This is a genomic window from Bradyrhizobium tunisiense (assembly GCF_042263385.1).
In the GTDB taxonomy this organism is placed as follows: Bacteria; Pseudomonadota; Alphaproteobacteria; order Rhizobiales; family Xanthobacteraceae; genus Bradyrhizobium; species Bradyrhizobium tunisiense.
The window spans coordinates 385,816-398,639 of record NZ_JBHLEV010000004.1; the positions used below are offsets into that span (position 1 = coordinate 385,816).

Annotated in this window: 15 protein-coding genes; all 15 read left to right on the forward strand. The window is 63.9% G+C overall.

Translation table 11 applies throughout. The features are described from left to right. Positions 1 to 3 precede the first annotated feature (3 nt). The 15 genes from ACFDR6_RS20615 (at position 4) to ACFDR6_RS20685 (ending at position 12,824) form a co-directional block, all read left to right on the forward strand. Positions 4 to 387, forward strand: a complete 384-nt coding sequence (locus tag ACFDR6_RS20615; RefSeq protein ID WP_375859315.1) for a hypothetical protein — start codon at positions 4 to 6, stop codon at positions 385 to 387. After that, positions 384 to 1,466 carry a PHA/PHB synthase family protein gene (locus ACFDR6_RS20620; protein ID WP_375859316.1) on the forward strand — a complete coding sequence of 361 codons (1,083 nt, stop codon included), beginning with the start codon at positions 384 to 386 and terminating at the stop codon, positions 1,464 to 1,466. The genes ACFDR6_RS20615 and ACFDR6_RS20620 overlap by 4 nt, the downstream gene beginning before the upstream one ends. Next, a complete protein-coding gene (locus ACFDR6_RS20625) occupies positions 1,463 to 2,056 on the forward strand; it encodes a GNAT family N-acetyltransferase (RefSeq protein ID WP_375859317.1) in 594 nt (197 codons plus the stop codon). Before ACFDR6_RS20620 ends, ACFDR6_RS20625 begins: the two co-directional genes overlap by 4 nt. 199 nt (positions 2,057 to 2,255) lie before the next feature. Next, positions 2,256 to 2,711, forward strand: a complete 456-nt coding sequence (locus tag ACFDR6_RS20630) for a phasin (RefSeq protein WP_375859318.1) — start codon at positions 2,256 to 2,258, stop codon at positions 2,709 to 2,711. Between the two features lie 182 nt (positions 2,712 to 2,893). Beyond that, positions 2,894 to 4,180, forward strand: coding sequence for a DUF445 domain-containing protein (locus ACFDR6_RS20635; RefSeq protein ID WP_375859319.1), 1,287 nt, complete (start codon positions 2,894 to 2,896; stop codon positions 4,178 to 4,180). A gap of 202 nt (positions 4,181 to 4,382) precedes the next feature. After that, positions 4,383 to 5,153, forward strand: coding sequence for an esterase/lipase family protein (locus ACFDR6_RS20640; RefSeq protein WP_317240470.1), 771 nt, complete (start codon positions 4,383 to 4,385; stop codon positions 5,151 to 5,153). A 90-nt stretch (positions 5,154 to 5,243) separates the two neighbouring features. Continuing rightward, the gene (gene paaX, locus ACFDR6_RS20645; RefSeq protein ID WP_317240469.1) at positions 5,244 to 6,110 is read left to right on the forward strand and encodes a phenylacetic acid degradation operon negative regulatory protein PaaX; all 867 of its coding nucleotides are present in this window, start codon (positions 5,244 to 5,246) and stop codon (positions 6,108 to 6,110) included. 77 nt (positions 6,111 to 6,187) lie between these two features. Next, positions 6,188 to 7,180 (forward strand): 1,2-phenylacetyl-CoA epoxidase subunit PaaA, encoded by a 993-nt coding sequence (gene paaA, locus ACFDR6_RS20650; protein ID WP_212081164.1) that lies wholly within the window; start codon positions 6,188 to 6,190, stop codon positions 7,178 to 7,180. Between the two features lie 9 nt (positions 7,181 to 7,189). Next, the gene (gene paaB / locus ACFDR6_RS20655; RefSeq protein ID WP_008136594.1) at positions 7,190 to 7,477 is read left to right on the forward strand and encodes a 1,2-phenylacetyl-CoA epoxidase subunit PaaB; all 288 of its coding nucleotides are present in this window, start codon (positions 7,190 to 7,192) and stop codon (positions 7,475 to 7,477) included. Next, positions 7,477 to 8,253, forward strand: coding sequence for a 1,2-phenylacetyl-CoA epoxidase subunit PaaC (paaC, locus tag ACFDR6_RS20660; RefSeq protein ID WP_375859320.1), 777 nt, complete (start codon positions 7,477 to 7,479; stop codon positions 8,251 to 8,253). The genes paaB and paaC overlap by 1 nt, the downstream gene beginning before the upstream one ends. After that, positions 8,247 to 8,750, forward strand: coding sequence for a 1,2-phenylacetyl-CoA epoxidase subunit PaaD (paaD, locus tag ACFDR6_RS20665; RefSeq protein WP_375859321.1), 504 nt, complete (start codon positions 8,247 to 8,249; stop codon positions 8,748 to 8,750). The genes paaC and paaD overlap by 7 nt, the downstream gene beginning before the upstream one ends. A 2-nt stretch (positions 8,751 to 8,752) precedes the next feature. After that, the gene (gene paaE, locus ACFDR6_RS20670) at positions 8,753 to 9,835 is read left to right on the forward strand and encodes a 1,2-phenylacetyl-CoA epoxidase subunit PaaE (RefSeq protein WP_375859322.1); all 1,083 of its coding nucleotides are present in this window, start codon (positions 8,753 to 8,755) and stop codon (positions 9,833 to 9,835) included. A gap of 101 nt (positions 9,836 to 9,936) precedes the next feature. Continuing rightward, positions 9,937 to 10,386, forward strand: a complete 450-nt coding sequence (paaI, locus tag ACFDR6_RS20675; protein ID WP_375859323.1) for a hydroxyphenylacetyl-CoA thioesterase PaaI — start codon at positions 9,937 to 9,939, stop codon at positions 10,384 to 10,386. 25 nt (positions 10,387 to 10,411) lie between these two features. Next, positions 10,412 to 11,743, forward strand: a complete 1,332-nt coding sequence (paaK, locus tag ACFDR6_RS20680; protein ID WP_375859324.1) for a phenylacetate--CoA ligase PaaK — start codon at positions 10,412 to 10,414, stop codon at positions 11,741 to 11,743. Between the two features lie 76 nt (positions 11,744 to 11,819). Continuing rightward, positions 11,820 to 12,824 (forward strand): quinone oxidoreductase family protein, encoded by a 1,005-nt coding sequence (locus ACFDR6_RS20685; RefSeq protein WP_375859325.1) that lies wholly within the window; start codon positions 11,820 to 11,822, stop codon positions 12,822 to 12,824.

Genomic DNA, 12,824 nt, shown 5'->3' on the forward strand with positions numbered 1-12,824 from the left:
CCGATGACCGACAAGACCAACGATCCCGTTGCCATGTGGCAGAAGATGGTGGGCGAGATGGAGAAGGGGTTCAACTCTTTCGCCAATCAAGCCATGTCGTCGCCGGAATTTTCACAGGCGATGAACCGTGCGGGCGGGGCTGCTGCAGGTGCGCAGAAGCAGCTCGGCGAGCTCATGGAAAAATACCTGGTCACCATGAACCTGCCGAGCCGGGAGCAAGTCACGGGTCTTGCCGAGCGCCTCCAGTCGATCGAAGCTCAGATCGGCGAGATGAAGTCCATGCTGAGCCAGATGGCGGCACGTTCGGGGATCCCGCAAGGGTTCGACGGCGCGCCGCGGCCACCACGGACGAAGCGTCCGCCCTCAGAAGGCGGAGAGCAGACATGAACGCGCCGACGGGGCTCGATTTCGCAGCTATTCCGGAGCGCATCCAGTCCGAGGTGCAGCGTGCGATTCAGCGCAGCATCAAGGGCGTCGAATATTTCTCGACCTCGGGCCCTTCGCTCGGCTCGACGCCGAAAGACGTGCTGCATTCGCGCGGCACCATGAGCCTCTACCACTACCGGCCGATGTCGGACGAAATCTACCGCGTGCCGGTGCTGATCGTGATGGCCACCACCAACCGCGGCTACATTCTCGACCTCGTCCCTGGGCAGAGCTTCATCGAATTCCTGCTCAAGCGCGGCTACGACGTCTACATGCTCGACTGGAGCGCGCCGCGGCCGGAGGAGAAGAGCCTGCGGATGGAGGACTATGTCCTCGACTTCATTCCGGATTGCGTCCGCCGGGTGCAGCAGGATTCCGGCGAGCAGGACGTTTCCGTCATCGGCTATTGTTTCGGCGGCGTGCTGTCGCTGCTGTACGGCTCGATCCACAAGGACGGGCCGATGAAGAATTTGATCTGCTTCACCACGCCGATCGACTTCCGCGAAATGAAGCTGTTCTCGAATTTTTCCGACCGCCGCTATTTCGACGTCGACCGTCTCGTCGACAGCGTCGGTAATGTGCCGCCTGAGATGATCCTGTCTTCGTTCGAGATGCTGCGCCCGGCCTCGCGCACGGTGAGCCAGATCCAGCTCTGGGAAAACATCTGGAACGACGAGTTCGTCAAATCGTACCGCATGTTCGACCGCTGGGCGACTGACACGCTGCCGCTGGCCGGCGAGTATTTCCGCACCATCACCAAGGACCTGATGTGGGACAACAAGCTGTTCAACGACACCATGTCGGTCGGCAGCCGCGCGGCGAAGCTCGAAGACATCCAGGTGCCGATCCTGCACGCGGTCGCCGAGCACGATCACATCGTGCCTTATGAGGCCGCAAAGCACCTGATTGCGAAGATCGGATCTGCGGACAAGGAAGAGGTGATGCTGAAAGGCGGTCACGTCTCGCTCGTCGCGGGCGCCAACGCGGTGAAGCGGCTATGGCCAAAACTGGATTCCTGGCTGGGAAAGAGATCGACATGAGCGAACGGCGTTCCTATCCGCGTCACGTCGGAACCGACGCGGGCGATATCGAGATTCGCCTGATGGCGCCCGCGGATGAGGCCGCGGTGCTCGCGTTCGGCAAGGGCCTGCCGACCCACGATTTGTTGTTTCTGCCGCGCAACATCAGCGAGCCGAAGGTGCTGTCGGCCTGGGTCAAGGAGATCGAGCGCGGCGCGATCACGAGCCTGCTTGCGGTCAGGGACGGCAAGGTTGTCGGCTGCGGCACCCTGGTGCGCGATCCTCACTCCTGGTCGCCCCATGTCGGCGAGATCCGCATGGTGGTCTCGCTCGATGTGCGCGGGAAGGGGGTGGGGCGGGCGCTGTCGCAGGAGACCTTTGCCCTCGCGCTCGGCGCCGGCCTGGAGAAACTCTCGGTCCAGATGACGGTCGACCAGCAGGCGGCGATCGCCGTGTTCGAGAGCCTCGGCTTCAAGGCTGAAGCGCTGCTGCGGGACCACGTTCGGGATGTCGATGGCAAGACCCACGACATCGTCGTGCTCGGGCACAACATCGCGCAGGTCCAGGCCCAGATGGAGGCCTATGGGCTGCCGGGGGCGGTGCAGCCCTAGCGCCGGCGGGGGCCGCGGGAACCCGCCTGGGCAAGGAGGCACCAGATTGCCTCTCGTTAAGGCTGTTCACGATCTCGTGATATCGCATCGCAACACAGATGTTGCATCGCACAATTAACTATGCCATATAGATCGGGCCCCGGGCCAATGCGGACGGGGTGAGCCCATAGCTCAGACCAATGAGGATGGAGAGAACCCCATGACCACTGAAACCAACACCGCTTTCGAGGGCTTCAAGGACGCTTTCAAGAACATCCAGAATCTGGAAGTTCCCGAGGCCGCCCGCGAGTTCGTCAAGAAGACCGCCAACACCGCCAAGGACCGTGCTGCCGAGGTGTTCGCCGGCTCCGAGCGGGTGACCGCCGCCGTCGAGAACGCGGTGACCGAGTCCGTCACTGAGGCCGGCAAGATCAGCCGCAACATCCAGCAGGCGATCTACGAGGACGCCGAGGCGTTCTTCGCGAGCATCGACAAGCTGGCTTCCGCCAAGTCGTTCAGCGAGGCCGTCGAGATCCAGTCGGGCCTGCTCCGCTCGCGCGGCGAAGTGTTCGTCTCGCGTGCCAAGGCGACCGCCGACTATTTCGGCAAGCTCGCCGCCAATGGCGCGAAGTCCGCTCAGGACAATTTCGCCAAGGTCTACAACAAGACGGCCTGATCCGGCGCCTTGAGTGCAAACTGAAATTTGAGGCCCGCTTCGGCGGGCCTTTTGTTTTTTGTCACAGCCGTCATTCCGGGGCGCCGAAGGGCGAGCCCGGAATCGAGATTCTCTGGTGCGCAAGTGCGCACCATAGTTCGGTCCTGCGGACCGCCCCGGAATGACGTAATCTCCAATTCACGATGACCCCACCCGCCACCTTCTCCTTCGATTCCCCCGGCGATGCCGAACGCGCGGCCGAGCTGCGCCGCGTCAAGGCGCTGGCGACGCTCGTGCTGGCTTCGACGCTGGCGCTGTTCGTCGTCGCGAAGTGGCTTCTCCCCGTGCATCCCGTGTTCGGCTTCGTCGCCGCCTTCGCGGAAGCTGCGACCATCGGCGGCCTCGCCGACTGGTATGCGGTGGTTGCGCTGTTCAAGCGGCCCCTCGGCCTGCCGATCCCGCATACCGCGATCATCCAGAGCAACCAGGCCCGCATCGCCGACAAGCTCGGCGAATTCATCCAGGTGCATTTCCTGGAAGCGGGCCCCGTCGAGGCCAAGCTGAAGGAGATCGATTTCGGCTCCTTCGTCGCCGACTGGCTGCGCGATCGCAAGCGCAGCGACGACCTTGCACGCTTTGCGCTGCGCCTGCTGCCCGAGGCTGTCTCCGCGACGGAAAGTTCGGGACTGATGACCTTCATCATCCGCCGCATGTCCTCCCAGCTCCAGGCGATCGATCTTGCGCCGCTCGCCGCCGGTACGCTGCGTGGCTTCGTCGCGGAGGGACGGCACCAGATCCTGTTCGACGATCTCCTGCGCGTGATGCACGAGACGCTGAACCAGCAAGAGACGATGGGGATGATCCGCGAGAAGGTGCGTGCGGAATTGCCGACCCTGCTCAGGCTGTATCGCGCCGACAAGTTTCTGGTGAACAAGATCGTGGCGTCCGCCACGGCGTTCTTCAATGAGGTGCGCAGCGATCCCAAGCATCCGTTCCGCGGTGAGTTCGACCGCATGGTGCTGAGCTTCGTCGACCGGCTCGGCAGCGATCAGGCCTATATCGACCGCATCGACGGATTGAAGCGCGATCTGTTGGCGCGGCCCGAGCTTGCCGATCTCGCCCGCACGGTGTGGGCCAACACGCGCTCATTCATCGAGCGCAGTGCGAGCGGTGAGACACAGGTGCTGCAACATCATCTCGCGGGCATGTTCGTCGCGGCGGGCGAGGCGCTCGCCGGCGATGCCGAGCTGCGCGGCGAGATCAACAAGGGTCTGGTGGCGGTGCTGCGCAGCTTCGTCGCCGACCAGAAGAGCGGCGTTTCGATCTTCATCTCCGACCAGGTCAAGGCGTGGGACATGGCGCAGCTGATTTCGCTGATCGAGATCAACATCGGACGCGACCTGCAATACATCCGCTTCAACGGTTCGCTGATCGGCGGCCTCGCCGGGCTCGCGTTGTACTCCGTAGAGTTCCTGCTCCGATGGCTGTGACTTTTGCGTCACTGCCGTTAGCATTAACGCGCAGGCCTATTGTAGCCTCGCGCCTCTCCCGCTTGAATGTCGGGAACCGGCCGCCTAGCTGATTCATGTTGCGCTGCGGAACGATCAAGTCGCCGGCGTGTTGGAATTCATACCCGTTTTGCCGGCGTCGCGGCCGGCGGCCTTTTCAGCAATTCTTCCCAGGGGACTATTGATGACCGCTACTGCCCAGACGTTGCGTCCGCCGTCCCGTACTCTGATGTTCCTGGAAGGGCGCGCGATCCATGAGTTCGGCGCGTTCCTCGGTGCGCTGCCGCTGCTGAGCCTCGCGCCGCGCGGCGATGGGCATCCGGTGCTGGTGCTGCCGGGCCTCGTGGCCTCCGACGCGTCCACGCGCGCGCTGCGGGCATTTCTGACCAGCAAGGGCTATGCAATGAGCGGCTGGCGCCAGGGCCGCAATTACGGCCTGCGCGATGGCGTGCAGCATGCGATGGTGGACCTGGTTCGGGAGCTCAGCGACACGCATGGTCGCAAGATCAGCCTGGTCGGCTGGAGTCTCGGCGGCCTCTATGCGCGTCAGCTCGCCAAGATGATGCCGGAGCGCGTGCGTCAGGTGATCACGCTCGGCAGTCCGTTTGCCGGCGATCCGCGTTCGACCAACGCTTGGCGCGTCTATGAATGGGCGAGCGGGCGAAAGTCCGACGAAATCGACCCGCAGTTCGGCGGCGAGCTCGCCGCCCCGCCACCGGTGCCGACCACCGCCATCTTCAGCCGCACCGACGGCGTCTGTGCCTGGCAGGGCTGCATGGAGAAGACGGGGGCTCAGACCGAGAGCATCGAGGTCGAGAGCAGCCATTGCGGCATGGGCCATCATCCCGCCGTGGTCTACGCGGTCGCCGATCGCCTCGCGCAGAAGGAAGGCCAGTGGCGTCCCTTCGACCGCAGCGGCTGGCGCAGCGTGGTATATCCCGATCCGCATCGTTAGTGTGCTTCTTGATCCTGCCCCGCTCGCGGGGGAGGGAGAGCAGCCGCCAATCCATTGTCGCAGCGACACCAAACGCGCTATGCCTCGCGCATGGCGCATCCGCTCTCCCGCATCATCGACCAGCTCAAGCGTGAACCGTCGCGCACCGGGTCCATCGTCATCACCGTGTTCGGCGATGCCATCGTGCCGCGTGGCGGCTCCGTGTGGCTGGGTACGCTGCTGGAATTCTTCGAAAGCCTGGATATCGACAGCGGCGTCGTCCGAACCGCGATGTCTCGTCTTGCTGCCGATGGCTGGCTGACGCGCGAGAAGGTCGGCCGCAACAGTTTTTATCGCCTGGCCGACAAGGGCCGGCAGACATTCGAGGCTGCGACGCGCCACATCTACGATCCGCCGCCGTCCGACTGGACCGGGCGGTTCGAACTGCTGCTGATCGGCAATGGCGAGGACCGAGACGTCTCGCGCGAAGCGCTGCGCAATGCCGGTTTCGGCAGTCCGCTGCCAGGAGTGTGGGTTGCCCCCTCAGGCGTGCCGGTGCCGGATGAAGCCTCGGGTGCGATCCGTCTCGAGGTCTCGGCGGAAGATGACAGTGGACGTCGTCTGCTCAGCGCGAGCTGGCCGCTGGACCGCACCGCGGACGCCTATCTGAAATTCATGAAGACGTTCGAGCCGCTTCGCGCCGCGATCGCGCGCGGCACGGATCTGTCCGGGGCCGACGCCTTCACCGCACGTATCCTGCTCATCCACTATTACCGCCGCGTCGTGCTGCGCGATCCGCTGCTGCCGGAAAGCCTGCTGCCGCGGGACTGGCCGGGTAGGGCGGCGCGGCAGGTCTGCGGTGAAATTTATCGCGCGCTGCTTGTCCCCTCCGAACAATGGCTTGATGGCCATGGAACCAACGAGAAAGGGCCATTGCCGCCTGCGCGAAAACTCCTGGAAAGGAGGTTCGGGGTCTAAGTTTCATGTTACAGAAATATCTTGCATGAGGTGATTTTTGTTATATATTGTCTCCCAACAAAATGGGAGGAAAGCGCATGTATACCCAGGCGCTGAACACGGCCGAGGCTGACGATCGCGGTCTGGAGGACGCTGGCAAAGCCGCGCAGTTCCAGGCCAGAGTCGATGCCGAAGAGCGCATCGAGCCGAACGACTGGATGCCGGCGGCCTATCGCAAGACGCTCACCCGCCAGATCTCCCAGCACGCCCATTCCGAAATCGTTGGCATGCTGCCGGAAGGCAATTGGATCACGCGCGCGCCGACGCTGCGCCGCAAGGCCGCGCTGCTCGCCAAGGTGCAGGACGAGTGCGGCCACGGGCTCTATCTCTACGCCGCGGCCGAGACGCTCGGCACCTCGCGCGAAGAGCTGGTCGACGCCATGCTGGCCGGCAAGGCCAAATATTCCTCGATCTTCAACTATCCGACGCTGACCTGGGCCGATATCGGCACCATCGGCTGGCTCGTCGACGGCGCCGCGATCATGAATCAGATCCCGCTGTGCCGCTGTTCCTATGGCCCCTATGCGCGTGCGATGATCCGCGTCTGCAAGGAGGAGTCGTTCCACCAGCGCCAGGGCTACGAGATCATGCTGACGCTGTGCCGCGGCTCGGACGAGCAGAAGGCGATGGCGCAGGATGCGCTGAACAGGTGGTGGTGGCCGGTGCTGATGATGTTCGGCCCGCCGGACGCGACGAGCCAGCACAGCGACACCTCGACGAAGTGGAAGATCAAGCGCTTCTCCAATGACGAGCTGCGCCAGAAATTCGTCGATGCCACCGTGCCGCAGGCGCAATATCTCGGCCTCACCATTCCGGATCCCGGCATGATTCAGGACGCCGACGGGCACTGGCGCTACAGCGAGATCGACTGGACGGAATTCAAGCAGGTACTCGCCGGCAATGGACCGTGCAACCGCGATCGCATAGCCGTGCGGCGCAAGGCACATGAAGAAGGCGCCTGGGTGCGCGAAGCGGCGGCCGCTTACGCCGCAAAGCGCGCGCAGCGTCAGACCGCACAAGCCGCCGAATAGGAGATCGATATGGCCACGCCGAACACGCCGCTGTGGGAAGTCTTCATTCGCAGCCGCAACGGGCTCGCGCACAAGCATGTGGGATCGCTGCACGCGAGCGATGCCACGATGGCCCTGCAGGCCGCTCGCGACATCTACACGCGTCGCGGCGAGGGTCTGTCGATCTGGGTCGTGCCGTCCACCGCGATCACCGCGAGCGATCCCGCCGAGAAGGGCATGATGTTCGAGCCGGCGGAATCGAAGATCTACCGGCATCCGACCTTCTACGAGGTGCCCGAGGAAGTGGGGCACATGTGATGGCGACCGCCAACATCGAGGTCTCCGAAACGCCGTTGGTGCTCTACGCGCTGCGCCGCGCCGACGATGCGCTGATCCTCGGGCATCGGTTGTCGGAATGGTGCGGGCATGCGCCGATGCTGGAAGAGGACATGGCGCTCTCCAACATCGCGCTCGACCTGATCGGCCAGGCGCGAGAGCTCTACAGCTACGCTGCCAAGGTCGAAGGCAGGGACAACGACGAGGACAAGCTCGCCTATCTGCGCGACGTCAGGCAGTACCGCAATTTGCTGCTGGTCGAGCAGCCCAATGGCGATTTCGCGCAGACCCTGGTGCGGCAGTTCTTCTATTCCGCCTTTGCCGATCTCTACTGGCGCACGATGATGTCCTCGCGCGATACGACGCTTGCCGCGATCGCCGCCAAGTCCGAGAAGGAGAGCGCCTATCATCTGCGCCATGCCTCGGAGTGGATCATTCGGCTCGGCGACGGCACCGATGAGAGCCACGCCCGCGCCCAGGCCGCGGTTGATCAGCTCTGGGCCTTCACCGGCGAGATGTTTACAGTTGACGATGGCGAGCGCGCCTTGATCCATGGCGGTGTCGCCATCGATCCGGAGAGCCTGCGCGTTCGTTGGTTGACGACGGTGTCTGATGTCGCCCGCGAGGCGACACTCGAGCTGCCGCAGAACGGCTGGATGCAGCAGGGCGGCCGCGTGGGCCGGCACAGCGAGCATCTCGGCCATCTCCTGTCCGAGCTGCAATCGATGCAGCGTACCTTCCCGGGGCTGACATGGTGACGGTACTGGAGCGCGATAGCGAGCTGCGTCGGCGTGCCTGGGATGCCGCGGCAAGCGTGGTCGACCCGGAAATCCCGGTCTTGACCATCGCCGATCTCGGCGTGCTGCGCGAGGTTGCGCTCGATGGTGAACATGTCGAGGTCGCGATCACGCCGACCTATTCCGGCTGTCCGGCGATGAACATGATCGCGCTGGAGATCGAGATGGCGCTGGAACGCGCAGGCTTTCACCGTCCCAAGGTCCGCACCGTGCTGTCCCCCGCCTGGACAACCGACTGGATGAGCGAGGAGGGCCGCCAAAAGCTACGCGCCTACGGCATCGCACCGCCGCAAGCCTCGAGCTCGCGCCGGGCGCTGTTCGGTGAACAGGCGGTGGCCTGCCCGCAATGTGGTTCTGACAAGACCGAAGTCTTGTCCGAATTCGGTTCGACCTCCTGCAAGGCGCTGTGGCGCTGCAAGTCCTGCCGCGAACCCTTTGACTATTTCAAGTGTCATTGATCATGTCAGCCGCCGCACCACGCTTCCATCGCCTCGCCGTCAGCGACCTCCGTCGCGAGGCTTCCGACGCCGTCTCGATGACCTTCGCCATTCCCGGCGAACTCGCCTGCGATTACGCCTTCACGCCCGGCCAGTACCTCACGCTTCGCACCACGCTGGACGGCGAGGAAGTACGCCGCTCCTATTCGATCTGCTCCGGCCCCGACGACGGCGAGATCCGCATCGCCGTGAAGAAGGTTGACGGCGGCGCGTTTTCGAACTGGGCGGCGGACGAGCTGAAATGCGGCGACGAGCTCGACGTGATGACGCCGACGGGCCGCTTCGGTGCGATCCCCCAGGCCGACGCCGCGCGCATCCATGTCGGCTTTGCCGCAGGCTCAGGCATCACGCCGATCCTGTCGATCGTCAAGGGGACGCTGGCGCGTGAGCCTGGCAGCCGCTTCTTCCTGTTCTACGGCAACCGCACCACCGATAATATCATGTTCCTCGAAGCGCTCGAGGAGCTGAAAGACCGATTCATCGATCGCCTCTCGATCTTCCACGTCATCTCCGGGGAGGAGCAGGACATCCCGATCCTGCATGGCCGGCTCGACGGCGACAAGGTGAGGGTGCTGTTGCGCTCGCTGGTGCCGGCGGGAAGCGTCGATCATGTCTACATTTGCGGGCCGCTTGGCATGAGCGAAGATATCGAGGCGACCTGCCGCGCGCTCGGCATCCTGCAGGAACGCATTCACGTCGAGCGCTTCGTTTCCGAATTCGGCGGCAAGCCGCGGCCGAAGAAGGTGGTGGCTTCTGACGCGCCGCCGAAAGCAATCGCCTCGCTGATCATCGACGGCAAGCGCCGCGACGTTCCGGTCGCCGAGGATGAGGCGATCCTCGATGCCGCGCTACGCGCGGGCATCGATCTGCCCTTCGCCTGCAAGGGCGGCATGTGCTCGACCTGCCGCGCCAAGCTGGTCGAAGGTGAAGCGCCGATGGAGATCAATTATTCGCTGGAACCCTGGGAGCTGAAGGCAGGCTTCGTCCTGACCTGCCAGGCCAAGCCGTCGTCGGAGCGCGTCGTGGTCGACTATGACCATGTCTGAGCAGGCGCATCAGACGCCGGCGATGCAAATGCGTCGCATTATTTGACAGTTTTGGCCAACCAGCAGAACATCATGGGCAAGCATTTGACCGGGAGAGGCGCGTGAACGTCAAAGCCGCTTTGTCGCCTGAGGATGTTGCCCGCGCCTGCGCCGAGGCGATGTGGGCGGAGGACGATGCCTCCAAGGGTCTCGGCATGGAGATCGTCGAGATCGGCCCGGGTTTTGCGACGCTCGCAATGAATGTGCGGCCGGACATGGTCAATGGCCAGCGCATCGCTCATGGCGGCTTCATCTTCACGCTCGCCGATTCCGCCTTTGCGTTTGCCTGCAACTCGCACGACCATCGCGTCGTTGCCGCGCAAGGACAGATCACCTTCATCAAGCCGGGCAAGCTTGGGGATCGCCTCGTTGCGAAGGCACGTGAGGTCACACGCGGAGGCCGTTCCGGCATCTATGACGTGCGTGTCACCGCAGGCGACACCGTCATCGCGGAATTCCGCGGTCACTCGCGTGTCATTCCCGGCACGTGGCTGCCGGGGCAAGACAAATAAGAACGACCAATGTGGGGAAACGAGGATGGCTCTGACGAGACGCAAGGAAGGTGGCAGCTCCTATAGCGCCGAGATGGACGCGCACGAGCGCGCCTCGCGCGACGAGATCATGGCGCTGCAGAAGCAGCGGTTGGCCTGGTCGCTGAAGCACGCCTATGACAACGTCGCGCATTATCGCAAGGCGTTCGACGAAGCCGGCGTGCATCCGTCCGACTTTCGCGAGCTCTCCGATCTTTCCAAATTCCCGTTCACCGTGAAGACGGACCTGCGCGACAATTATCCCTTCAACATGTTCGCCGTGGCGCGCGAAAAGCTGGTGCGCGTGCACGCCTCTTCCGGCACCACGGGCAAGCCGATCGTGGTGGGGTATACGCAGGCCGATATCGATACCTGGTCGGACGTGATGGCGCGCTCTATCCGCGCGGCCGGCGGCCGCACCGGCATGATCATCCACAATGCCTATGGCTACGGTCTCTTCACCGGTGGGCTCGGTGTCCACTACGGTGCGGAAAAGCTCGGCTGCACCGTGGTGCCGATCTCAGGCGGCATGACCGAGCGGCAGGTGCAGCTCATCAACGATTTCCGCCCTGATATCATCACGGTGACGCCGAGCTACATGCTGGCGATCCTCGACGAGTTCAAGCGCCAGAGGCTCGATCCGCGCCAATGCTCGCTCAAGGTCGGCATCTTCGGTGCCGAGCCCTGGACCAATGCGATGCGCGGCGAGATCGAGGACGCCTTCGACATGGACGCGACCGACATCTATGGTCTCTCCGAAGTGATCGGCCCGGGCGTCGCCCAGGAATGCATCGAGACCAAGGACGGCCTGCACATCTGGGAGGATCATTTCTATCCCGAAGTGATCGATCCCGAGACCGGCGCGGTGCTGCCGGACGGCGAGAAGGGCGAGCTGGTCTTCACCTCACTCACGAAGGAAGCTTTTCCCGTGATCCGCTATCGCACCCGCGACCTGACGCGGCTGCTGCCGGGCACGGCGCGCCCCGGCATGCGGCGGATGGAGAAGGTGACGGGCCGCTCGGATGACATGATCATCCTGCGCGGCGTCAATCTGTTCCCGACCCAGATCGAGGAAGTGCTGCTCGCGACCGATTGGTGCGGCGGCCATTTCATTCTGGAGCTGACCCGCGAAGGCCGCATGGATGAGTTGACCATCATCGCCGAGGCGAGGTCGGAGAGCTGGGATGGCCGGGGGCTCGTCGATCATGCGGATCGCGTCTCAACCCACATCAAGAACACCATCGGGATCAGCTCGAAGGTGCAAGTGGTCGCGCCGGCCACGCTGGAACGCTCGCTCGGCAAGGCCAAGCGCCTGTACGACAAGCGGCCCAAAGACTGACTTGACGTGTTGTCTTGACGGATTGACTTGACCGGCCTCAAAGGCGACAAGGCCGCGATAAATCACGGGTCTTTCTATGTCGCCAGCCGATACCAAAACCGTCGAAGCGCGCTGCGTGCGCCTCAATGCCAAGGCTGAAAACGCGGCTGCACTTGCGCCGGCGATTGAGCCTCAGATGCTTTCGCGCGGCCCGAACGATCTCCTGATCGAGGTGAGGGCCGCGGCCGTCAACCCGTCCGACGTCAAGGCCGCGACCGGGTTGATGCCCTATGCGGTGTTCCCGCGGACGCCCGGCCGAGATTATTCCGGCGTGGTGATCGACGGGCCCGCCGGCACGATCGGCCGCGAGGTGTTCGGCTCCTCGGGTGATCTCGGCATCCGGCGCGACGGCACCCACGCCAGCCATCTCGTGGTCGGGGCCGATGCCGTGGTGGAGAAGCCGAAGACGGTCTCCTGGGAGGAAGCCGCGGGTATCGGCGTTCCCTTCGTCACGGCCATGGAAGGCTTTCGCCGCGCCGGCATACCGAAGAGTGGCGAGACCGTGTTGGTGTTCGGCGTCAACGGCAAGGTCGGCCAGGCTGCCGTGCAGATCGCGACCTGGCAGGGTGCACGCGTCATCGGCGTGGTGCGCAAGGCGGAAGTTTACGAAGGCCACGCCAACGTACCGATCGAGGTGATCGACGCCTCCGCGACGGACGTTGCCGTGCGCGTGCGCGAACTGACCGGCGGCAAGGGCGCCGATATCGTCTTCAACACCGTAGGCGATCCCTATTTCCAGGCGGCGCACAAGTCGCTCGCCTTGCGCGGCCGCCAGATCCTGATCGCCGCGATCGACCGCATCGTGCAGTTCAACATTCTCGAGTTCTACCGGGGACAGCACACCTATGTCGGCATCGACACGCTCGGCCTGTCCTCGGCCGCAACCGGTGCGGTGCTCCGTGATCTCGGCCCCGGCTTTGCCAGCGCCCACTTGAAACCGTTCCCGATCAAGCCGAGCGCCGTCTATCCGCTGGAGCGTGCCAAGGAGTCCTACGTCGCCGTTGCCGGCTCCTCGCGTGACCGGGTGATCCTGAAGCCGTGA

What these genes read in the sequence shown, in the direction of transcription:
- ACFDR6_RS20635 (WP_375859319.1), top strand. Translation starts at nt 2,894, where the DNA reads ATGACCCCACCCGCCACCTTCTCCTTCGATTCCCCCGGCGATGCCGAA.
- paaE (WP_375859322.1), top strand. Translation starts at nt 8,753, where the DNA reads ATGTCAGCCGCCGCACCACGCTTCCATCGCCTCGCCGTCAGCGACCTC.
- ACFDR6_RS20620 (WP_375859316.1), top strand. Translation starts at nt 384, where the DNA reads ATGAACGCGCCGACGGGGCTCGATTTCGCAGCTATTCCGGAGCGCATC.
- paaD (WP_375859321.1), top strand. Translation starts at nt 8,247, where the DNA reads ATGGTGACGGTACTGGAGCGCGATAGCGAGCTGCGTCGGCGTGCCTGG.
- paaX (WP_317240469.1), top strand. Translation starts at nt 5,244, where the DNA reads ATGGCGCATCCGCTCTCCCGCATCATCGACCAGCTCAAGCGTGAACCG.
- paaC (WP_375859320.1), top strand. Translation starts at nt 7,477, where the DNA reads ATGGCGACCGCCAACATCGAGGTCTCCGAAACGCCGTTGGTGCTCTAC.
- ACFDR6_RS20640 (WP_317240470.1), top strand. Translation starts at nt 4,383, where the DNA reads ATGACCGCTACTGCCCAGACGTTGCGTCCGCCGTCCCGTACTCTGATG.
- paaA (WP_212081164.1), top strand. Translation starts at nt 6,188, where the DNA reads ATGTATACCCAGGCGCTGAACACGGCCGAGGCTGACGATCGCGGTCTG.
- ACFDR6_RS20615 (WP_375859315.1), top strand. Translation starts at nt 4, where the DNA reads ATGACCGACAAGACCAACGATCCCGTTGCCATGTGGCAGAAGATGGTG.
- ACFDR6_RS20685 (WP_375859325.1), top strand. Translation starts at nt 11,820, where the DNA reads ATGTCGCCAGCCGATACCAAAACCGTCGAAGCGCGCTGCGTGCGCCTC.
- paaK (WP_375859324.1), top strand. Translation starts at nt 10,412, where the DNA reads ATGGCTCTGACGAGACGCAAGGAAGGTGGCAGCTCCTATAGCGCCGAG.
- paaB (WP_008136594.1), top strand. Translation starts at nt 7,190, where the DNA reads ATGGCCACGCCGAACACGCCGCTGTGGGAAGTCTTCATTCGCAGCCGC.
- ACFDR6_RS20630 (WP_375859318.1), top strand. Translation starts at nt 2,256, where the DNA reads ATGACCACTGAAACCAACACCGCTTTCGAGGGCTTCAAGGACGCTTTC.
- ACFDR6_RS20625 (WP_375859317.1), top strand. Translation starts at nt 1,463, where the DNA reads ATGAGCGAACGGCGTTCCTATCCGCGTCACGTCGGAACCGACGCGGGC.